The 19811-nt window shown below is 68.3% G+C and carries 26 protein-coding genes; 8 read left to right on the forward strand and 18 right to left on the reverse strand.

The features are described 5' to 3' along the window. Window positions 1-243: 243 nt before the first annotated feature. On the forward strand, window positions 244-960 hold the full coding sequence (locus DFQ14_RS01275; protein ID WP_246195765.1) for an SDR family NAD(P)-dependent oxidoreductase: 717 nt from the start codon (window positions 244-246) through the stop codon (window positions 958-960). 45 nt (window positions 961-1005) lie between these two features. Here the strand turns inward: DFQ14_RS01275 and DFQ14_RS01280 are convergent, their stop codons facing one another. Together DFQ14_RS01280 and DFQ14_RS01285 are read right to left on the reverse strand one after the other, a co-directional pair. Further along, a complete protein-coding gene (locus DFQ14_RS01280; RefSeq protein WP_114451162.1) occupies window positions 1006-2019 on the reverse strand; it encodes a hypothetical protein in 1014 nt (337 codons plus the stop codon). 77 nt (window positions 2020-2096) lie between these two features. After that, the gene (locus DFQ14_RS01285; RefSeq protein ID WP_114451163.1) at window positions 2097-3212 is read right to left on the reverse strand and encodes a UDP-N-acetylmuramate dehydrogenase; all 1116 of its coding nucleotides are present in this window, start codon (window positions 3210-3212) and stop codon (window positions 2097-2099) included. 37 nt (window positions 3213-3249) lie between these two features. Between DFQ14_RS01285 and DFQ14_RS01290 the strand changes: the two genes are divergently transcribed. The 3 genes from DFQ14_RS01290 to purU all read left to right on the forward strand — a co-directional run bounded on the left by DFQ14_RS01290 (window position 3250) and on the right by purU (window position 5753). Beyond that, a complete protein-coding gene (locus DFQ14_RS01290; RefSeq protein WP_114451164.1) occupies window positions 3250-3780 on the forward strand; it encodes a DUF2505 domain-containing protein in 531 nt (176 codons plus the stop codon). A 278-nt stretch (window positions 3781-4058) separates the two neighbouring features. Beyond that, on the forward strand, window positions 4059-4811 hold the full coding sequence (locus DFQ14_RS01295; RefSeq protein ID WP_246195730.1) for a maleylpyruvate isomerase family mycothiol-dependent enzyme: 753 nt from the start codon (window positions 4059-4061) through the stop codon (window positions 4809-4811). A 63-nt stretch (window positions 4812-4874) separates the two neighbouring features. Continuing rightward, window positions 4875-5753, forward strand: coding sequence for a formyltetrahydrofolate deformylase (gene purU / locus DFQ14_RS01300; RefSeq protein WP_114451165.1), 879 nt, complete (start codon window positions 4875-4877; stop codon window positions 5751-5753). 47 nt (window positions 5754-5800) lie between these two features. Here the strand turns inward: purU and DFQ14_RS01305 are convergent, their stop codons facing one another. From DFQ14_RS01305 to DFQ14_RS01330, 6 genes are all read right to left on the reverse strand, one after another. After that, window positions 5801-6358, reverse strand: coding sequence for a YbaK/EbsC family protein (locus tag DFQ14_RS01305; RefSeq protein WP_114451166.1), 558 nt, complete (start codon window positions 6356-6358; stop codon window positions 5801-5803). A 44-nt stretch (window positions 6359-6402) separates the two neighbouring features. Then, window positions 6403-7161 carry an alpha/beta fold hydrolase gene (locus tag DFQ14_RS01310; RefSeq protein ID WP_246195731.1) on the reverse strand — a complete coding sequence of 253 codons (759 nt, stop codon included), beginning with the start codon at window positions 7159-7161 and terminating at the stop codon, window positions 6403-6405. Next, window positions 7161-7454, reverse strand: coding sequence for a DUF2516 family protein (locus DFQ14_RS01315; protein WP_114451513.1), 294 nt, complete (start codon window positions 7452-7454; stop codon window positions 7161-7163). Before DFQ14_RS01315 ends, DFQ14_RS01310 begins: the two co-directional genes overlap by 1 nt. 77 nt (window positions 7455-7531) lie before the next feature. After that, on the reverse strand, window positions 7532-8242 hold the full coding sequence (locus DFQ14_RS01320; protein WP_114451167.1) for a hypothetical protein: 711 nt from the start codon (window positions 8240-8242) through the stop codon (window positions 7532-7534). Window positions 8243-8246: 4 nt separating this feature from the next. Beyond that, window positions 8247-8675, reverse strand: coding sequence for a helix-turn-helix domain-containing protein (locus DFQ14_RS01325; protein ID WP_179951479.1), 429 nt, complete (start codon window positions 8673-8675; stop codon window positions 8247-8249). 126 nt (window positions 8676-8801) lie between these two features. Beyond that, the gene (locus tag DFQ14_RS01330; RefSeq protein WP_114451168.1) at window positions 8802-9206 is read right to left on the reverse strand and encodes a VOC family protein; all 405 of its coding nucleotides are present in this window, start codon (window positions 9204-9206) and stop codon (window positions 8802-8804) included. A 115-nt stretch (window positions 9207-9321) separates the two neighbouring features. Between DFQ14_RS01330 and DFQ14_RS01335 the strand changes: the two genes are divergently transcribed. Then, window positions 9322-9915 (forward strand): CGNR zinc finger domain-containing protein, encoded by a 594-nt coding sequence (locus DFQ14_RS01335; RefSeq protein WP_246195732.1) that lies wholly within the window; start codon window positions 9322-9324, stop codon window positions 9913-9915. A 35-nt stretch (window positions 9916-9950) separates the two neighbouring features. Here the strand turns inward: DFQ14_RS01335 and DFQ14_RS01340 are convergent, their stop codons facing one another. Beyond that, complete coding sequence (locus tag DFQ14_RS01340) at window positions 9951-11159, reverse strand: DUF445 domain-containing protein (protein ID WP_114451514.1); 1209 nt, start codon at window positions 11157-11159, stop codon at window positions 9951-9953. A gap of 179 nt (window positions 11160-11338) precedes the next feature. Here DFQ14_RS01340 and DFQ14_RS01345 point away from each other — a divergent pair, with 179 nt between their 5' ends. Continuing rightward, entirely contained in the window at window positions 11339-12508 is a 1170-nt protein-coding gene (locus tag DFQ14_RS01345) for a pyridoxal phosphate-dependent aminotransferase (protein ID WP_114451515.1), read from the forward strand. A gap of 368 nt (window positions 12509-12876) precedes the next feature. Here DFQ14_RS01345 and DFQ14_RS01350 read toward each other — a convergent pair whose 3' ends face one another. The 8 genes from DFQ14_RS01350 to DFQ14_RS01375 all read right to left on the reverse strand — a co-directional run bounded on the left by DFQ14_RS01350 (window position 12877) and on the right by DFQ14_RS01375 (window position 17170). Further along, window positions 12877-14001, reverse strand: coding sequence for a helix-turn-helix domain-containing protein (locus tag DFQ14_RS01350; protein ID WP_246195733.1), 1125 nt, complete (start codon window positions 13999-14001; stop codon window positions 12877-12879). After that, window positions 13992-14621 carry a hypothetical protein gene (locus DFQ14_RS21615; RefSeq protein ID WP_141921374.1) on the reverse strand — a complete coding sequence of 210 codons (630 nt, stop codon included), beginning with the start codon at window positions 14619-14621 and terminating at the stop codon, window positions 13992-13994. The genes DFQ14_RS01350 and DFQ14_RS21615 overlap by 10 nt, the downstream gene beginning before the upstream one ends. Window positions 14622-15296: 675 nt before the next feature. Next, a complete protein-coding gene (locus DFQ14_RS01355) occupies window positions 15297-15641 on the reverse strand; it encodes a hypothetical protein (RefSeq protein ID WP_114451170.1) in 345 nt (114 codons plus the stop codon). Between the two features lie 12 nt (window positions 15642-15653). Then, on the reverse strand, window positions 15654-15791 hold the full coding sequence (locus DFQ14_RS21975; protein ID WP_170206368.1) for a hypothetical protein: 138 nt from the start codon (window positions 15789-15791) through the stop codon (window positions 15654-15656). A 578-nt stretch (window positions 15792-16369) separates the two neighbouring features. Further along, window positions 16370-16648 (reverse strand): hypothetical protein, encoded by a 279-nt coding sequence (locus tag DFQ14_RS01365; RefSeq protein WP_114451172.1) that lies wholly within the window; start codon window positions 16646-16648, stop codon window positions 16370-16372. Then, window positions 16645-16767 carry a hypothetical protein gene (locus tag DFQ14_RS22140; RefSeq protein WP_257233535.1) on the reverse strand — a complete coding sequence of 41 codons (123 nt, stop codon included), beginning with the start codon at window positions 16765-16767 and terminating at the stop codon, window positions 16645-16647. The genes DFQ14_RS01365 and DFQ14_RS22140 overlap by 4 nt, the downstream gene beginning before the upstream one ends. Further along, window positions 16764-16946, reverse strand: coding sequence for a hypothetical protein (locus DFQ14_RS01370; protein ID WP_114451173.1), 183 nt, complete (start codon window positions 16944-16946; stop codon window positions 16764-16766). The genes DFQ14_RS22140 and DFQ14_RS01370 overlap by 4 nt, the downstream gene beginning before the upstream one ends. Further along, window positions 16943-17170, reverse strand: a complete 228-nt coding sequence (locus tag DFQ14_RS01375; protein WP_114451174.1) for a hypothetical protein — start codon at window positions 17168-17170, stop codon at window positions 16943-16945. Before DFQ14_RS01375 ends, DFQ14_RS01370 begins: the two co-directional genes overlap by 4 nt. Window positions 17171-17287: 117 nt before the next feature. Here DFQ14_RS01375 and DFQ14_RS01380 point away from each other — a divergent pair, with 117 nt between their 5' ends. Together DFQ14_RS01380 and DFQ14_RS01385 are read left to right on the forward strand one after the other, a co-directional pair. Further along, window positions 17288-18142, forward strand: coding sequence for a helix-turn-helix domain-containing protein (locus DFQ14_RS01380; RefSeq protein WP_114451175.1), 855 nt, complete (start codon window positions 17288-17290; stop codon window positions 18140-18142). Further along, window positions 18139-18330 (forward strand): DUF397 domain-containing protein, encoded by a 192-nt coding sequence (locus DFQ14_RS01385; protein ID WP_114451176.1) that lies wholly within the window; start codon window positions 18139-18141, stop codon window positions 18328-18330. Before DFQ14_RS01380 ends, DFQ14_RS01385 begins: the two co-directional genes overlap by 4 nt. Window positions 18331-18521: 191 nt before the next feature. On the opposite strand, the gene DFQ14_RS01390 is transcribed toward DFQ14_RS01385, so the two are convergent. Further along, window positions 18522-19811: a CHAT domain-containing protein gene (locus DFQ14_RS01390; protein WP_170206369.1), complete on the reverse strand. Its 1290-nt coding sequence runs from the start codon at window positions 19809-19811 to the stop codon at window positions 18522-18524.

Here is a 19811-nt window from a genome sequence, read left to right on the forward strand (position 1 = left end):
CGTTCTCACTTCAGCCATCGCTGCGGATGCGCAGCACTCCCTCCTCGGAGGACGCTTGGCAAGGAGGGCAGGATGCTCGGCCCGCACATGATGCGGATCACAACAGCCGGAATGCGCCCAACTCGTCCACAACATCTGCGGGAGGATCACCACGTGAGCACTACACCGGAGTCTACGGCAGCAAGCACGGGCTCGCCCGACGCGACGGGAACCTCCACCTCGCCCGACCAGCAACGTTGGGCGGTGGTCACAGGAGCAAGTTCGGGTATCGGCGCAGCCACCGCGCGGCGACTCGCCACCGAAGGTTTCCGCGTCGTCATGGGAGCTCGACGGGTCGAACGGCTGGAACGACTGGCCGAGGAGACCGGGGGCCTGGCGGTCGAACTCGACGTGACCGACGCGGATTCGGTGGCGGCTTTCGTCGAGCGTGTCCCCGAATGCCATGTCCTGGTCAACAATGCGGGAGGCGCGAAGGGCACGGCCGCGGTCGCCGAGGCCGACGAGGACGACTGGCGGTGGATGTGGGAGACGAACGTGCTGGGCACGTTGCGGTTGACGAAGGCGCTGCTGCCGAAGCTGGTCTCCTGTGGAAACGGGCACGTGCTGACGGTGACGTCGGTCGCCGCCCTGGAAACCTACGACAACGGTTCCGGCTACACCTCGGCCAAGCACGCCCAGGCCGCGCTGCACCGGACATTGCGCGGAGAACACCTCGGCGAACCCGTCCGGTTCACCGAGATCGCTCCCGGGCTGGTGGAAACGGAGTTCTCCGAGGTCCGCTACGGCGGTGACACCGAGCGTGCGGCAGCGGTCTACCGTGGTCTGACGCCGTTGACGGCCGAGGACGTTGCCGACGTGATCGCTTTCGCGGCGACCCGGCCCGCGCACGTCAACCTGGACCAGATCGTGCTCAAGCCCCGCGATCAGGCATCGGCCACCCGCGCCCACCGGGAGCCCTGAACAGGTCCCTGCCGGGGCGGCGGTTCGCGAAACCGCCCACGCAGGTCACCGGACGTTTCCCCTCCGGTGGGGATCGGCACGGAGATCCACGTCGAGTTCGGTGAGCACGTCGGCGATGGGGCAGGCGAAACCGACCGTCCCGTCGCGGCTGCCTCCGAAGCAGAGACCGACCACGCACCCGTCGGAATTGACCAGCACGGCTCCCGCATCCCCGTTCCCGGTGAACGGGGAGCCGTGGGAGGACTCGCAGACGCGTACCTGCTCGCGCAGGACACGCACCCCGAGCGCGTCACCGTGGTCGACTCGCACCGTCGTGTCGGTCGAGACGACGGTGCCGGTGGTCACTCCCGTGCCGCGGCCGCTCTTGTGCACGGTCTCACCGGGGTGGGCCGCACACTGCCCGGTGATCGGGCCGAGGCCGGAGATCCCGCGGAAGCACTCGACACCGCTGTGGATCGCCACGGCGGCAACGTTGACACGCCCCGACAGGGCGGCACGCGCCAGCCCGGCGTACACGCGCCCGGTGTCCGGGTCGGCCATCCGATCACCGACCGCCCACGCGTCGTCCATGCAGGCCACATCGAACGTGGTGAGCCCCATCATCACCGGATCCCGCGCACGGCCGACGACCAGTGCGCCGAGCGTGCCGACCCGACGGTACCGGCCATCGTCGGAGGCCGCGCGATCTCCGAGCACGATCGGCCTGCACGGTGCGATGCCGTGGCCGCCACGGGTGGGTGCCTGCTCACCGGGCCGGCATCCGATCGGTACCTGCCGGAGCGGGCGGTGCTCGTGCTGGAGCACGGGTTGTTCCTCGATGACATCGGTGGGGATACCGAGAACGCTGGAGGGAACGCGGGCACCGGTGGCGAGGCGCTCGTCCCGTTCCTTGCGGCGGACCGAGACGACAATGGCCTGCTCCCCCGTGGAGCACATGTCCACGTGCTTGTCTCCGATGTCGACCGCGACGACACCGGGCAGATCCAGGAGCTGGTCCTCCACGGCTCGTTTGACCGGGCGGATGAGAGCCCGGTCGCGTAACTCCCTGATGTTCAGCATGGCAGCCCTCCGCCACCATTTAACACACAGGGTGAGCAATAGTCACTAAGAGTCACTCTTACGATTGTTCATGCCACTCATTCCAGCGCGCAGTCCACGAGTACCGGCTCGGGGGCCAGTGACACGCCGAAGCGATCGCGGACGCCGTCCCGCACCTCTGCGGCCAGTTCGAGCAGGTCACGGGTACTGGCCGAGCCTCGGTTGGTGAGCGCCAGAGTGTGCTTGGTGGACAGTCCGACCCGCCCACCGGGACCCCGGTGGCCCTTGGCGAAACCGGCATGTTCGATGAGCCACGCCGCGGAGAGCTTGGTGCGCCCGTCCATCGCCGGATACCGGGGAACGTGCTGCTCACCACCGAGACGGGTGGCGATGTGGTCCAGTACGTCCGCGAGCTCGCCGGCTTCCAGCACGGGATTGGTGAAGAACGAACCGGCGCTCCAGGTGTCGTGGTCGTGCGGATCGAGCACCATGCCCTTGCCGCGCCGGAGGTTCAGCACGGCCTCGCGCACCTGCTCGACGGGAGCCCGGTCACCGATCTCGACACCGAGCGTGCGGGCGAGCTCGCCGTAGCGGATGGGCGCGGACAACCCCCCTTCCCGCAGCAGAAAGCGCACCCGCAGCACGACTGCCGTCTCGGTGTGCTTGAGCAGGCTGCTGCGGTAGACCAGCCCGAGTTCCTCGGCGGGCAGGGTCCGCACCCGGCCGGTCCGGCGATCCAGCAGGTCCACCGAGGTCAGCATCTCGGAGACCTCGACACCGTAGGCCCCCACGTTCTGCACGGGTGTGGCACCGGTGAGCCCGGGGACACCGGACAGGCACTCCAACCCGCCGAGTCCTTGCCGCACGGTTTCGGCCACGATCTCGTCCCAGTCCTCGCCGGCCTCGACGGTCAGCCGCACGACCCCGTCCCCGGCGCTGTCGAACCGGTGGCCGCGGGTGGCGATACGCACCACCCGCCCGTCGAAACCGCTGTCGGCGATCACCAGGTTCGATCCGCCGCCGAGCACGAGCAGCCGCATGCCCGAGGAGTCGGCCGCACGGACGACCTCGGTCAGCTCATCGGCATGCTCGGCCACGAGGAACTCTGCGGCCGGGCCTCCCAGCCGCAGAGTGGTGTAGCGCGCGAGTGCGCCGCCGGCCCCGGAGGAGTCGTCGGGGCGGGCGATACCGCTGGGCCGGGACGCGCCGGACATCGAGGGGGTCACGACTGCCAAAGGTAACCTTCACCGCATGGCACGCCGCATCGAGCACCGCAGCACCTCCGTGTGGCCCGCGTCCCGGGTGCACGACGCGCTGATCGACATCGATCACCTCGAGGAGCGGTTGAGCGAGTTCAGCGGCGAGAACACGGAGGTGGTGGATCATTCGACCACCGAGGGCGGCGTGCGGTTCCAGGTGCGCCAGGGCGTGCCCGCCGACCGACTGCCACCGATGGTGCGCACCGTGCTCGGCAAGAACCTGACGATCGACCGCAGCGAAGCATGGCGCCCGGCGGAACCGGGGCACTACACGGGCGAGGTGGCAGCGGCGATTCCGCGGGTGCCGGGTTCCATCACGGGGTCGATGTGGTTGCGTGACCTGCCCGAGTCCGAGCGGCCCGCGGACGGGAGCGCGGTCAGCGAGTTCGTGGTGTGCGGCAGTGTCACCTCGAACGTCCCCTTCGCCGGCAGCAAACTGGAAGAGCTGGTTGCCGACCGGATCAGCAGCTTGCTCGCCGAGGAGATGCGGTTCATCTCCCACTGGCTGTCCCGGCAGCACTGAGAAGCCCGTCTTGGAACTTGGTCAGGTGGTTCCTGAACCGCCGTCTCAGGCGGCGCCTTGCGGCGTTGCAGGCCACATCGAGTAGCCACCTACGCCACGTGGCCAACTGCCTTGCTGATGCCCGCCTGCGGGCATTCCGATCGAATACGCCGGAGCGGGTCACTCTGCTCAGGCTGATCATTCGAGCGAAAGAACCAGACCAAAGACAGACACTGAGAGGTGAGCGGAGCGGCTCACGGCCATCCACACGGGCCGTGGGTCACCTCTAGACTCCGGGCATGATGAGCGACTCCCATCATCACGAGCTCACCGAACAGGCCGCCGCGTTCCGGGAGAGGGCCGTGCTGGCCGGACCGGACGCCACCGTGTCCAACTGCCCGGGCTGGGACATGCGCAAGATGGTGCGTCATCTCGCCCGCGTGTACGCCATGGCCAATCTCGCCGTGGACACGGAACCGGAAAGCCCCACCCCGCGAGCACCCGCCGCCCCCGAGGACTTCACCGAGGCGCTGGCCTGGTGGGACGATCAACTGGCCGAGCTGACCGACAAGCTTCGCACGGGCGAGTCCGACCGCTCCGTGTGGTCGTTCTTCCCGGGTGGTACCCCGTCGTCCTGGGCCCGCAGAATGGCGCACGAGACCGCGATCCACCGGCTCGACGCGGAGCAGGCGCTGGCCGACAGCGGTGTCGGCCAGGTGCACGAGCTGCTTTTCGATCCGGTCTTCGCCGCCGACGGTGTCGACGAGATGCTGTCGGTGCTGCTGTCCGGTACTCGCCGGTGGGAGGAACAGCACGGTGACGGCCAGGTGCTGTTCCACGCGGCCGATGCGGAACGGACGTGGATGGTGACTTTCCGCTCCGAGCAGCCACCCGAAACCGGCGCACTCCACGACGCCGCACTCGGCAGGCCCGACGTGGACGCCACGGTCGCCGGAACGGCCGATGCGATCTACCGGCGCGTGTGGGGACGGCCGAGCACCGCGGTGGTCAGTGGGGACAGCGTTCTCGCGGGACTGATCAGCGGCCGCTGACCCGCCCGCGCCACACGGAAACGAGGCAGCCCGGACGGTGATGAGCTGCGACAATCGGTGCCCATGCCACCGAACGAACGACGGTACGTCCTCACCCTCGGCTGCCCGGACCGCACCGGCATCGTCGCCCGCATCGCGTCCTTCCTCGCGGAGCGAGGCGGCTGGATCATCGAGGCGGGGTATCACACCGACCCGGACACCGGCTGGTTCTTCACGCGTCAGGAGGTTCGTGCGGACTCGCTGCCCTTCGGAGTCGACGAACTGCGAGAGCGGTTCGCGGAAGTGGCCGACCAGTTGGACGAGCGCACCGAATGGCACGTTTCCGACACCGGCAGGCGGCGGCGGGTCGTGATCCTGGTGTCGAAGGAGGGCCACTGCCTGCACGACCTGCTCGGCCGGGTCGGCTCGGGAGAACTGGACGTGGACCTGCGCGCGGTGATCGGCAACCATCCCCACCTGGGTCCGATCACCGAAGCGCACGGTATTCCGTTCCACCACGTCCCCTTCCCGTCGAGCAAGGACCCGCAAGGCAAGCAGGACGCCTTCGCCCGGATCGGGGAGCTGGTCGAGGCTCAGGATCCGGACGCCATCGTGCTCGCCCGGTTCATGCAGGTACTACCACCGGAACTGTGCCGGGCATGGCAGGGCCGTGCCCTCAACATTCACCACAGTTTCCTGCCGTCGTTCGCCGGTGCCCGCCCGTACCACCAGGCGTATCAGCGCGGAGTGAAGCTGGTCGGAGCGACCTGCCACTACGTCACGGCGGATCTGGACGCGGGCCCGATCATCGAGCAGGACGTCACGCGGGTGGACCATACGGACTCGGTTCCGGACATGGTGCGCAAGGGCCGCGACATCGAGAAGATCGTGCTCGCCCGCGGCCTTCGCGCCCACGTGGAGGATCGTGTTCTCGTGCACGATCAGCGCACCGTCATCTTCTAGCGAGTGAACGCCAACTTTCACTCGCATAGAAGTGACGAAAGTTCCGTTCACTCCACTCGGCCGAGGCCGTCCACCACTTCGGCCCCCGGCAGGCGGGCGAGCAACTCTCCCGGAGCGATGAGTTTGCTGCGGCGCAACCCGCTGCCGACGACGACGGCGGGGGCCTCGGCCACGGCAGCGTCGACGAGCAGCGGCCACTCGGCAGGCAGGCCGAACGGGGTGATCCCGCCGTACTCCATCCCGGTCAGGCTCACCGCCTCCTCCATCGGTGTGAAGGAAGCCTTGCGCACGTCCAACCTGCGCCTGACGACGCCGTTCACATCGGCACGGGTGGTGGACAGGATCACGCAGGCGGCGTACCGCAGTTCACCGGAGCGCTTGCCGGAAACCACGACGCAGTTGGCCGACAACTCCGGCGGCGACCCGTACTGCGCACAGAACGCGGCCGTATCGGCCAGTTCCGGATCGATCTCGGCGACACCGACGGACTCGGGGGCCTCGAACTCGCGAACGGCGGGAACGACCCGGTCGGCAAGCAAGTCCTGCCGCTCCAGCGCGGGTGAGGGATCCAGTGTCCCGGCAGCCGGTGACCAGTCAACAACCATGCCGCGACTCTACGAGTCCGCGGGGCCGCACTCACCATCCGCCTTCAGTTCAGCAGGCCGGTCACCAGGCGGCGGAGCTCGTGCCGGTGGGTGAGCATCGGCGCGGCCGAGGGCAGCAGCTCCAGCCTGGCACGCGGGAAGGCACCGGCCACGTCCTCGGCGACCTCGGCCGGGTGCAGTTCGTCCCCGGTGGCTCCGACGACCAGCACGTCCGAGGTCACCTCCGCCAGGGAGGCCGCATCGGCCAGCGGGCACTGCTCGGGCAGCGTACGCAGAGCGTCCCCGAGCCGCATCAGTGCGGCGGCACGGTCCTCGACGTAGTTGCCGACCTCCGTTCCGCTCGGCAGATCATCGGCGACGAGGGCGCGCAGCCTCGCGCCACCGTCCGAAGTGGCGGCGTCGACGGCTTCGGCGAGCCGTACGAACGGTTCTCGTGCCGATTCGTCGCGCGATCGATCCAGTGCGGCGGGAAGCAGGAGGGCGAGACGTTCGAATCGGTGCGGGTCCCGCGCCGCGGCACGGGTCAGGGCACCCGCCCCGAGGGAGACACCGATCGCGCGAGTCGCCCGCACCTCGTCGGCGATCGCGAGCACGTCCTCGGCGACACGGCCGTAGTCCCAGTACCCGGGCGGTGCCTCGGCAGCATCGCCGTGCCCGGGCAGGGTGACGACGACACGAGTTCCACGCACGCCCGAGGCCGGGATCCGCGCTTCGCCTTCGGTGGCACCGAGACCGTGCACGACGAGCGTGACCGGTGTCCCACTTCCTCGGGCCTTCCACACGGCCCCCGAACCCGGAGCCACTACCAGGAACTTCCCTTTTGCACCTCGATCACCTTGGGGCGGACGTCGACGAGGTAGACCAGCACCGCCACCAGGCCTGCGATCCAGAAGATCATGCCCCCTCCGCCGGGGCCCTGAGACAGTCCCAGCGCGAGCATTCCGCCACCGGTGATGCCCAGCCAGGCCGGTTTGCTCATCTTGTCCGCCGCGGTGAACGCGTCGGCGCGCTGCATCGCAGCATGCCCGAACGCGTACACCCCCAGCGGGAGGCTCGCCAACCAGAGGATCCGCAGGATCCAGAGTTCCAATAGCAGTGCGGCTCCAGACACGGCTCCAGACTACGTGCCCGGGCCCGGTTGACGGCACCCGCGCCGGGAGGGGTGGCGACGTCTCAGTTGCCGTTGTTCTTGCGGGCCGCCGACTTGGGCTGGGGCTTGGCGCTGCCGTTGGTCTTGGCCGCAGCGGTCCGGTTGGCGGTCTTGCGTGCTGCACTGCGGGTCGTCGACGCGGTACTGGCTCCGGCTTCCTGGACCGTGTCGGCCGTGTCCTCGGCGGTGCTCCGCACCGTGGCCGCGGCCCCGTTGGCGGTGCTCTCGGCTTGCCGCGCCGTTTTCTCACCGAAGAAGCGGGTGGTGGTGGTCACCCGGCCGAGCACGTCGTCGGCCAGGTCCCGGGCGTCACCGACGGCTCCTTCGAAGCGCTCCTGAGCATTGCCGACCTGATCGACCGCGCGCTGGACCCGCGGCTGCTGCCGCAACCGCCCGAAGGCGTCCTCGCCCCGGCCGGCGAGGTCTCCGTAGACCCGCACCGCCGAGTTCGTGTAGGAGTCGATCAGCTTTCGCAGTTCGGCCGGATCCAGCCGATGGCGCAAGGAGGACAGTTCCCCGGGGATCTCACCGAGACCCTCGCGGGCGGACCCGGCACTCTCGTTGAGCTGCTCTCGCACCTGCTTCACGGTGTCCGCGACGGCGCGCGCGGCGAGGTCTCCGGCGCCGAGCGCGGCCATCAGCGGCGTGCGGGCTTGGTGAGCGGCGCCTTCCAGGGCATGGCCGGCCTGCTCGCGCGCCTTGTTCATGTCCTGCACCGTGGGCAACGTCGGCATGGTGTCACTCCTCGATCTCCGGTGTCGTCGCCTCGGGCCGGTGTGAGTTCCCTGGGGCGGGGTGGCCGGGTTCACCGTCCTGCTCGCGCCGGAACGAGGCGTAGATGTCCAGCAAAACTTGTTTTTGCCGCTCGCTGAGGTCGGCATCGGCGAGGACGGCGTCCACGACCGGGCCGCCTTCGCGGCTTTCCAGGATTCCGGCCTGCACGTACAACGCCTCGGCGGAGATCCGCAGCGCCTTGGCGATCTGCTGCAGAATCTCCGCGCTCGGTTTGCGCAATCCCCGTTCGACCTGGCTCAGATACGGGTTGGACACTCCGGCTCGCTTGGCCAGCTGGCGGACCGAGATCTGGGCGTTGGCACGTTGGGTCCGGATGTAGCTGCCGAGGTCGCTGACCGCCTGGTTCACCGCACTGTTCACGGTTTTGTCCATCCGGTCCACGGCAGCCACCTTCCTGTGATCACCACGATAAGCCCGTGTGCTAACTCTTGCAAGCACTCTGCTTGCACCCTATCGGGTGTTGTCCGCGCCACCTGCTCGAGGATCATCCCGCCGGGGTCAGCACGCGCACAGGCAGAACGGATGGCCTGCGGGATCGGCGTACACGCGGAAGTTCGCGTCCAGCCGATCCTGCGGCTGAGGCAGTTGCCGGGCACCGGCTTCCAGCGCACGCTCGTGCGTCGGCGACAGGTCCGACACCCGCACGTCGAGGTGCAGCATCTGCGGCCGCTCCCGGTCCGGCCAGGTGGGCGGCAGGTGGTCGGGATCACGCTGGAAGGCCAGGTTCGCACCACCGGCGGGGTCGGCCACCTCCACCCAGTCGTCGTCCGATGCGTCCTCGTCGACGGACCACCCGAGCAACCCGACGTAGAACCCGGCGAGCTCCCGCGGATCCGGGCAGTCGATCACGACAGCCGCGAGCCGCAGCACACCGGCGTCCGCCGATTCCGTTGATTCCGCCATCGCCGCATCCCTCCCGGATTAACCACTTTTCTTCTTTTGCCGGTTACTAACCGGTGAAGTAATTATGCTGGTTCGCCATGTCGGCGGCAACCCCCGAGACGCCTACGATGGTGTTGTGCGTACCGAAGCCGTCGGAGCGAACAGCGCGGCCGCGCCCGACAGGACGCCACCGGCCGCCCGGAAGTCCGTGGAACTCGACACCGAGCAGGACCTCCGGCTCCTCCTGGACTTCCTCAACACCTGCGATGTCGAGACGGGCACGGAGCTCATGGACGACCCCGCCGGTTGGCAGCAGTGGTGCGCCGAGCGAGGTCTGAGCTCGGCGCCGGACACCGAGGCCGCCCGCGAGATCCGCGACACCATGCGTGCCTCGGTGGTCTGCGGTTCCGGCTCACCGCGGAACACCCCGCCCGCGGACCGCACCGAGGCAACCGGGACATCGGCCTCCCCGGCCTGGCCGATACGGGTGGTGCTGCACGGCGGCGTGCCGGTGCTGACCGGCACCGACGCGGTGGGCAGCGTGCTGGCTGCCGCCACCCGCCTGGTGACCACCGGCCACTGGGACCGGATCAAGATCTGCCCCGCCGAGAACTGTCTGTGGGCGTTCTACGACCGTTCCCGCAACCGTTCCCGCACCTGGTGTTCGATGCGCGTCTGCGGCAACCGGGAAAAAGCCCGCTCCTGGCGGGAGCGCCGTACCGCGGGCTGAGGCACGGCCACCGGGCCCGGGCAGCTCCCGGCTTGCTACCACAGCAGCTGGGAGGCGGTGTGAATGACGAGTCCGGCCAGCGCGCCGACCACCGTGCCGTTGATCCGGATGAACTGCAGGTCCCGCCCGACGTGCGACTCGATCTTGCGGGATGTTTCCTCGGCGTCCCAGCGCTCCACGGTGTCGGTGATCAGTGTCGTGATCTCCGAGCGGTAGTGCGAGACCACGTACACCGCCGCGCCCTCCAGCCAGCCGTCCACCTTGGCGCGCAGGGAGGCCTCCTCGGCCAGCCGCCGCCCCATCGAACGCAGCCCGTCGCGGACGCGGACCCGCAGCTCGCCTGCCGGGTCCTCGGCGGCGTCCAGCAGCATCGTCTTCGCCGTGGACCAGGCCGAGGAGATCAGAGCACGCACCTCGGGATGCTCCAGTACCTGCTGCTTGATCCGTTCGGCGGTGGCCATGGTCTTCGGGTCGTGCTGCAGGTCGTCGGCGAACTCGACCAGGAACCGGTCGACGGCCTTGCGCATCTGGTGGTCGGGGTCGGTCTTGACCGCCCACGCGAAGGACAGCACTTCGGCATAGACCTTGTCGGCGACCAGCGAGTCGAAGAATCTCGGCGACCACGAGGGTGCGCGCTGACTGACCACACGCAGCACGGTCTCGTGATTGTCGCGGATCCAGTCGTAGGCGCGGTCGCAGACGAGGTCGACGAGGTTGTGGTGGGACCCGTCGGCGAAGACCCGCCCGAGGATCCTGCCGAGCGGCGGCGCCCAAGGCCGATCGAGCACTTTGCGCACGAGGGTTTGCTCGAACACCTCCTGCACGTCCTCGTCGCGCAGGACCTGCACGGCCCCGCGCACGGCGGTTGCCAGCTCCGCGGTCACCCGCTCGGCGTGCTCGGGATCGTCGAGCCAGGACCCGACGCGCCGCGTGATTTCGGCACGGTGCAGTTTGTCGCGTACCACCTGTTCCGACAGGAAGTTCGTGCCCACGAAATCCCCGAGGCTGTGACCGAGGACGTTCTTGCGCGTCGGGATGATGGCGGTGTGCGGGATGGGCAGTCCCAGCGGGTGGCGGAACAGGGCCGTCACGGCGAACCAGTCCGCCAGCGCACCGACCATGCCGGCTTCGGCGGCCGCGTTCACGTACCCGACCCAGGCGGGAGCGCCGATGCTTTCCTGCCACCGCGTGACCACGTAGATCGCGACGGCCAGCAGCAGTAGTCCGGTGGCGATGCCCTTCATCCGCCGCAGGCCTCGTCGCCGCTCGGCCTCGGCCACCGCTGTGTCCACCACCACTCGATTGTGACAGCTTTCGAGGGGATCATGGTGTGATCGAATCGGTCCGCCCGCGGCGTCCGGGTGCCGCAGGACCGGCAACCACCTCGAAGGCGGGTACCGCCCGCTCCTATACCCTCCGGGCCGTGCGTACTCCTGCTCTGACCTCCCGGCTGCGCCCGTTCACCTCCACGATCTTCGCGGAGATCACCGAGCTCGCGAAGCAGACCGAAGCCGTCAACCTCGGGCAGGGCTTCCCGGACACCGACGGCCCCGCGAGCATGCTGCGAGCTGCTCGACAGGCCATCGCCGACGGGGTCAACCAGTACTCACCCGGCACGGGAGAGCCCGCGTTGCGCGAGGCCATCGCCGAGCAGCGCCGCAACCACTACGGCGTCGAGCACGACCCGGACGGCGAAGTCCTGGTCACCGTCGGAGCGACCGAGGCGATCACGGCCTCGATGCTCGCCCTGGTGGAGCCGGGCGACGAGGTCGTGGTGATCGAGCCGTACTACGACTCGTATCCGGTGGCGGTGTCCCTGGCGGGGGGCGTGCGCCGCACGGTGGGGCTGAGGCAGAGCCCGGATCACCGTTTCGAACTGGACACCGAGGCCCTGCGTGCCGCGGTCGGCCCGCGGACCAGGGTCCTGGTGCTGAACTCGCCGCACAATCCGACGGGGACCGTGCTCACCGATGCGGAGCTGGCGGTGGTCGCCGAGGTCTGCCGTGAACACGACGTGATCGCGGTGACCGACGAGGTCTACGAGCACCTGGTTTTCGACGGGCGCGGGCACACCCCGCTGGCCACGCTGCCCGGCATGTCCGAGCGGACACTGTCCATTTCCAGCGCGGGCAAGAGCTTCAGCGTCACCGGCTGGAAGATCGGCTGGGTGTGCGGCCCCGCGGAACTGGTCGCCGCCGTGCGTTCGGCCAAGCAGTTCATGTCCTTCGTCGGCGGCGCGCCCTTCCAGCCCGCGGTGGCCCATGCCCTGCGCACCGAACTCGACTGGGTCCGCGGGCTGCGCGAGGACCTGCAACGCAAGCGAAATCGCCTTGCGAACGGTCTTTCCGAGGTCGGCTTCGAGGTTCTGGCCGGGGAGGGCACCTACTTCGTCTGCGCCGACGTACGCCCGCTCGGCTTCGACGACGGTGCGGAGTTCTGCCGCTCGCTGCCGGAGCGGGCGGGGGTCGCGGCCATCCCGCTGCAGGTGTTCTGCGACAACCCCGATGCGGTGCGCCATCTCGTCCGTTTCGCCTTCTGCAAGCGCGACAAGGTCCTCGACGAGGCCCTCACACGGCTGCACAAGCTGCGCTGACGGCGACAGGCAGTCACCTCTCAGCTTGACGCGTCCGGCGCTGCACCACGAGCAATGCCGGAAACCTGTGGCAGCACGGCGGAACGCTCACGCTGCCGGTGCGCGCGGTCGCCGCGACCGGCATCGTCACCCAAGTACTACACCCCGCCGCTTCCCAGGGAACTCGCCTGCTTGCACCAATTCGGATTGCGGTTGCCATCGGCCTGCCCCTGGTCCTCGGGCACCTGCCGCGGTGGCATCGACATGCCTCCGCGGACGGGCAGAGCATGGAACCGAGCAGAGCGAATGAGAGATGGTTTCGCCCGCTCTCTAGCACACGAGTGCCCCACATCCTGCAGGCACGTCCGGTCGGGTGCGGAGGCGTTTCGTCAGTTCGAGGTGACGAGCTCCAGCTTGGGACGATCGTCTTCGAGCGGTGTCGAACGTTCTGTTCGTCCGCCTGCCAGTCCCAGTGGCACAAGTCCGAACACGTGACGGTTGAGTTCCTCCCAGTCTAAGCTGATGTGATCCGCTATGTCTTTCAGACTCCCCTGCTCTCGAACAGCCTTGAAGACCTTCTGCAGCAACTGTGACGTCTCACCGGTGGCTGCACTGTCAGGTTCGCCACGGCGGTACCCGCGGCGGGACAGATGAACGCAGACGGAGCGGTATTCCCAGTCAGTGAGCAGCTGCAGCTCATGTAGTCGATGGGTGAGCGCCATTGCGGAAACCGTCCACCTCTGCTTATCACGAAGGATTCGCTGTGCCGTCGCATGTTGCAGCCCACGAGAGAGCACATCAGCTTCAGGCATCAGGAACGCGGCTGCGAATCGGTTGGCCTCGTTCTCGGAAGATGGTCCATGCGGTGTGGCTTGCTCACCGTGAAGGACGAGATGACCTAACTCGTGGGCTGCATCGAACCGGCCGCGTTCACCGCTCTTGCCGGTATTGAGCACGACGATCGGAGTCCCGTACCAGTACAGTGAGTAGGCATCAACATCTGCACAGTCCTCAGCGAGAGTGAAGACCCTGACGCCGTGCGCCTCAAGTAGATGCACCACATTGGGGATCGCTGCCCGACCAAGGCCCCACCGGGCACGAACAATCTCAGCGGCTTGTTCGGGATCGTGATTCGTGAGGGTTGGCACGTCCGGGGTTGGTAGTTGGAAGTGATCCTCAATCCACTCGTTGAGCAGCAGTGCGTAACGGCCTGCTCCGCGTGCGGCATCCTTTTGGGCCACAGTCAACTTGCTCTTGGCGCGGAAGCTTACGGCCCCCTCGGGAATCTCTTCCAAGTCGGATCCGACGAGAAACTCCGGCCGTACTCCAAGGGCGTCCGCCAGTGTCGCCAAGCCCTCAGGCCCCGGTGTCGCCCTGCTGTTCTCGTAGCCGGACAGAGTTATACGGCTGATCCCGCTGACTTCGGCCAAGCGGGTCAAGGTCAGTCGCCGTCGCTTGCGGGCCAGAGCCAGCCGGGACGGTGTCAATACGGTGCTTGCGGTGGTCATCGCCATGCTACGGAAACATCGATCGGGTCAGGAGCGGGCTGGTCGTCTTCCAGAGTGGCAGGTCCATCTAGGTTCAGTTCGGGCAGCAAGATCCGTGGTTTCCACGAGCGAACACGTGAGCGCCAGATCCTGCGGGGCAACGACAGCTCGCTACGGATGACGCGCTCGCCTTCATCAACGTAGTACAGAAAATTCCAGGTGATCGGCTCGGGTTCGTCGTCCGTCATGCGCAAGGCAAGATCAAGCGCCAGTTGGTTCTCGGAGACGGCTCGGCTGGTGGCGGGTCCTCGCTCGTTGTGGGTGGTAGGGGTGCTTCTGGAACGGCCAGTGGTTGCGGTGCCGATACTAGGGATGATCCCGAACTCTCCGGTTGGCTCAACCACACGTCGGAGGTTGTACGTGTCGTCAGGAGTCCACGGGTTGTCGCGTCGACCGCACAGGATGCGCCGGAGCGCCTCGGCCGTCCATCCATCCAGCAGGTAGTTGGCGAAGCCAGGGGGAGCGAAGCCTGAGGGAGTCAACGATTCGGCGTACCCAGCGCGTAGAGCCTGATGGAACGGGGCGACACTCAACCCCATACGGCTCAGATGATCGACTGCATTCTGTCCTTCGACAACGACCGCCACGCTGCACCCTCCAGCTAGTATATGGCCTTTACGAAATCATACCTCAAATGAGGTGGCGAAACGTAAAGCAGGAGTCAGGGCGCGTTTTCGTGTGCGAAGGGAAGGTGAGCCCCGGCCTGCGCGAGCCGGCACGATGGTGGGGCAGGCCGGACCTCCGGGCAGTGGCCCTCCCTGGTCACTGCCCATCCCGGAGGAGGCGGTGTCCGCGTGTCAGTGGCGAACCCTCCGGGGCTGTGCACAGCACTGGAGCGTGCACCGGATCAGCTTCGCACCACAGCGGGGAATGTGCGCGGCACCGACGCCGATCGAATGATGCCCCCCGAAGATCGACACAGCCCGTGTTGATCACTACTCTGTCCGATGTCCGCCTGACCCCCAGGGGTGGACATCCGCGCCCCGCACTCCCGGCCGCCCCCCTAGCCGGTCGAGTGCGGGGCGCCTTTTCCTGCCCAGGACCTCGGATGATGGCCACTTCGACAGTGGCGTCTGCGTCGGGCTGCTCGCGCTCCTGCTCGCCGAGGCGGGCGTAGCCCAGCGTCTGGAGCTGCTCGTCGAGGCCGCTGCCCACGGTGGCCTGTCCGAGCTCGGTGCCCTCGTCGTCGACGACGTACAGGCTCGCTCCGGTCTCGCGGACAGCGTGGACTGCGTACATGGTGCTCTTCTCGTGTGTGGTGGCTACGCCGCGGCGGGCGCGTGGGCGAGTACAGCCTTGGCGAGGTCGAGAGCGGCCATGTCCGCGGCGAGCCACCCGGTGGGCCACTGGCCATGTTCGTCCGGCTCGATGGGGCGGTCGAGGTCGGTGGCGATGACGTCCGCGATCGCCGCGGCGGCTTCGGTGGGCACGCGGCCGGTGTGGCGGATCTGCTCAGCCGTGACGGGCACGTGCGGCTCGATCGGGGCGGCCATGCGGGCGCGCTTGTCGAGCCACCGTGCGGCCTGCTCGGTGGCATCGTCCGGGACGCCTGCGCGGTGAATTTCTGCGAGCCCATCGAGGGTCGTCTGCTTCGGACTGTCGCTCATCGGTTGGTCTCCTCACTGGGTGGGTTGTCCGCTGCCGGGGCACTGGCCCTGTTCACCGGGCTGCCGGTGGATGGGTGCGGGCGTGCCGGGCGGGTCGGACGGTCCTCCGACGTACTGGCCGCACACGCTGCATCGAGGGTAGTCGGACATGGCGGTCCTCCTGTGCTGGTGCATCGATCGGACGAGCCGGCGCCGCTGCCCTGGCAACATTGGCAGGGCCGCGGCTACCTTCACGGGCGGGTATGGGCTGCTACGTCGTACCCGCGCGTCGGCGGGGGAGGTTGTGTCTCCTGGCAGGCGCATCTCGGCAGAGGGCGCCGCACTTGGCGCGCTCGCTGCCGCCACCGCCCCAGACCGGGATGGGCGCGTGGCATGGGCAGTTGCTTGCTGCGGGAGTGTACGGCTTCCAGGCGCGGTCGCTGTCGTCATGCTGGGGTCAATGTCTCCTCATGTCCTGGGCACTCGGCTGAGGTGACCGCCTCCGCCCAGAGATAGAGGCGGCCATTCTCGCGGCGCACATCGGCATGGATGCTGTCGCCACGCGACGCGACCAGGTGATCGGCCGCGTGATCTCGGTCGAGGTGTTCCTCATCGGCCACATGGGCCGGAGAACTGTCCGGCTCGGCGAATGGAGGCTGCCGGGCGACGCGGTCGGGGGAGGGCTCGCGCCGCCCGGCAGCAGCGGCCCGGCGCCGGAAAGTTCGGGGCACATCGGCGCCGGGCCGGGACTAGAGGCGCTCGAGTGCGTCGAGCACGCGGCGCAGGGTGGGCATGTCGGTCGACCATCCGCTCGCGTCCGGGTCGACGGTGGGCCACACGATGCTCTCGTCGGCCGTCGACATGAGCGGGATGCGCTCGGTGGGACGCTCCTGTTCGAGGAGTTGGGCCACGGTGAGCGCGCCGACTCCGCCGCCCGCGTGGGCGGGCTGGGGTTGCAGGCTCCACGCGAGGGCGAGAGCGGCCGTGGCCAGCGTCAGCGCGACGGCAGCGACAAGGGGGGCGATCATCTGCGTCTCCGTTTCGTGCAGCCCCGCGTCAGGCGGCGCATCCAGTCGAGGGCGCTCTCGATGCCGAGCAGGGCTGCGACGATCGCGAGCAGCACGGCACCGAGCACGAGCGCGGTCACGAGCGCTGTCCCTTCTGCGGGGCGCCGTCGCAGGTCTGTTCGTGCGTGTCCAACACGGCTGTGTGGGGCTCGTACCAGCCGCACCGGTAGCAGGAGTGCGCCAGACGGTCGCGCCACTGCTCGACGGACTCGCCGGGCCGCTGCCTCATGTGCGGCTTGAAGGTGGCTTCGTTGCTCACTGGCCCTCCCCGGTGGCGACCGCCTCGAGACAGTCCGGGCAGCAGGGGCGCTGGGTGCAGGGATGGCCGGGTTTGGCCCACATGACCGGCTGGCCGCACAGGCCAGGACCGTTCCGGTCTTCAGCGAGATGCACGGTGCGGTCACGCAGGTGCGGCGCGGGCAACCACCGCGGCCACACCTCCGGATGGAGATCGGGCACGGCCCACGTGCTCGGCGCTGTCATGGCGTAACCTCCGGATGTCGATTTTGTTTCCGGAAACATCATGTGTTTCCGGAAACATTTAGGCAATACCCCATCCGAGTGATCAATACATCTCGATTGAGAGGCTAGGGTTGGTGCATGGCCGGAGACATCGAGCACCACTCCCCACAAGCACGCTTACTCGGCGCTGAATTGCGTGAGCTGCGCAAAGAGGCCGGCCTCACGGTTCGTGACCTCGCGTCTCGCTTGCAGGTTGGGCACGCTGCTGTCTCTCGCTATGAGACAGGAGTGCGCTCTCCGGCCGTCGACATGCTCGCGCGCATCCTGACCGCTTTGGGTGCGCCCAGTGAACGCTACGACGAGCTGATGGAGCTGGCTCGACGCTCATCGGAACCGAACGTGATCGGCGACAGCCGCTCCGGGCTGCACAAGCACTTGCTCAACCTTGCCGAGTTCGAGCGCACCGCCGAACGGATCGTGCATGTCGCCCCGATGGTGATCCCAGGGCCACTACAGACACGCAGCTACGCAGAGCAGATCATGTCGAGCTTGACCGGCGAAGAGCGTGACATCCGACTCGAGTTACGCATGGCCCGAAGCGGCGCGGTGCTCGCCTCCCAGAAACTCGAAGCGGTCATCTGCGAGCGCGTACTTCATGACGACATCGGCGGCCCCAGTGTGCTCGCTGAGCAACTGCGTCACCTGGTGGCCACGGCGCAAGCCGGCCAAGCCCACGTGCGGATCCTGCCGAGTCGTCTGCAGCGATGGACGTTGGCACACAACGGATCGTTTGTGCTGTTCGAGTTCGCGAAGGCGTCCCCGATCGTGCACCTGGAGCACTACCGCGGGCCGGCGTTCATCTACGACCAGAAGGATGTTGAGGCGTATCGAAAGGCGCTCGTTACCTTCACGGACGCGGCCATGAGCCAGGACGAGTCAACCGAGCTCATGGCCGCAATCGCTGAACAATTTGAAAGGAGTTCCCAAGTATGACGGTACCAACGGGTTGGCGGAAGTCGAGTGTGTCCAACCCGAACGATTCGTGTGTCGAGGTCGGCCGCGTCGGTGATGGTGCCGCGGTGCGCGACACGAAGGACCGGTCGCTCGGCTACTTCACCGCCAACCGCAAGCAGTGGCAAGCGTTCGTGGCGGCGGTGAAATCCGACCGCTTCAGCGCCTGACACCAGCGAGTGCAACGCGGCCCCCGGTACCCGGCAGTACCGGGGGCCGTCTCACGTCGGCAGAGCGCTACTCGATCGTCGAGTGCTGTCCACAGTGGCATTGGCCCGGCGGGTACGGGGCAAGGCTCGCCGAGGCCCACCGGGAATCGCCGGGCAAACCGATCCCGAAAGCCACCGCGGCCGGTACCGCATCAACCTCCCCCGTAGCCGAGACAGATGAACCCCGACTCCCCGTGCCGGGCCTGGGCGTGCGCCAACGCCGCCGCGGGAGTGAGGTCCGCGCGCAGCGCGGCGTGCAGGGTGACCATGAGCTCGGCGGTGCGCTCGTCCGGGACGGGGACGACCCCCGCGATCACGGTCGCGGTTCCCCGCCCCAGCAGGGCTGCCGCCAACCCCCGGAGCTCGTCGCCGCGGCCGACCACCGACCGGCCGACCTCGCACGCCGCGAGCACCACGGTCGTGGGCCCGCGCCGCAGCCTATCCAGGTCATAGCCGTAGAGCGGTCCGTCGGCGAGGTCCAAGCAGGACAGCAGCGGCCGATCATCACGGAACCAGCCGTGCGCGGCGATGTGCACGGTCCCGGCTCCGTCCATGGCTTCCAGCACCCGACCGGCGGTGGCATCGTCGCCGAGCAGCAACCGCCCACCCGACATGGCTCGCAAAGCGTGCACCTCGCGGGCGGCATGCTCCAGCGCCGGCCCCCCCACCCACACCCGGCGCCGGCCCCGCGCACCATCGCGGGCGTCTCGCGCCCCGCGCAGCCAGCACCGCAGTGACGGGGTCACGGTCACACTCCTGCCCCGGCAACCGGGCAGCGCCGCCCAGGGCAGCGCGTGGAGCCGACCGGTCGGTACGACCACCAGCGCGCGGCCGTGCGCCCATCCCGGCAGCACCGGTGCCAGCAGCCGACGTTCGAGGGACTCGGCAGCGTGCCGGACTCCTTCGGAAAAGGCTGCGACCACGGGAGACCGTCCCTGCGCAGCCTGCCGCCCCAGGCACCATCGGAGCCTGTCGACATCGGCACTCACCTCCTCGGCACAGCCGTGGACAGTCGTCCTGACCCGACCGTCCACCATCGACACCGACCACAGCTGTCCTCGGTGGACGACGTAGCTCACCAGGACGGTTCCCGCCAGCCGCGACCGGAGGTCGTCGAGTTCGAGGGAGGGCGTGTCTCCTCCCGGGTCACCGCCCACCGGCATCGCCCGGTGGCACACCCGGTCCTCCAGCTCCGCCACCCGCGCCGCACGGTCGCGGGAACGCTCCGGCCGCATCCGTGCCACCGTGGTTCGCAGCTCGTCCAGGACCGCAGCCAGCTCCGGACCCCCGCGCGGGGCCGGAGCCTGCCGAGGCAGCGCACCGGACCGGTACTGCTCACTCCACCGCAGTACCAGCTCGGGATCGGCGGCCCGCCACGCGGCACCGAGCGCGGCCTCCTCCTCGCGGCAGGAGGCCGCCGGTGACAGCGATCTCCTCGCCAC

Origin of the sequence: Halopolyspora algeriensis, assembly GCF_003337235.1 — a bacterium.
GTDB lineage: Bacteria > Actinomycetota > Actinomycetes > Mycobacteriales > Pseudonocardiaceae > Haloactinomyces > Haloactinomyces algeriensis.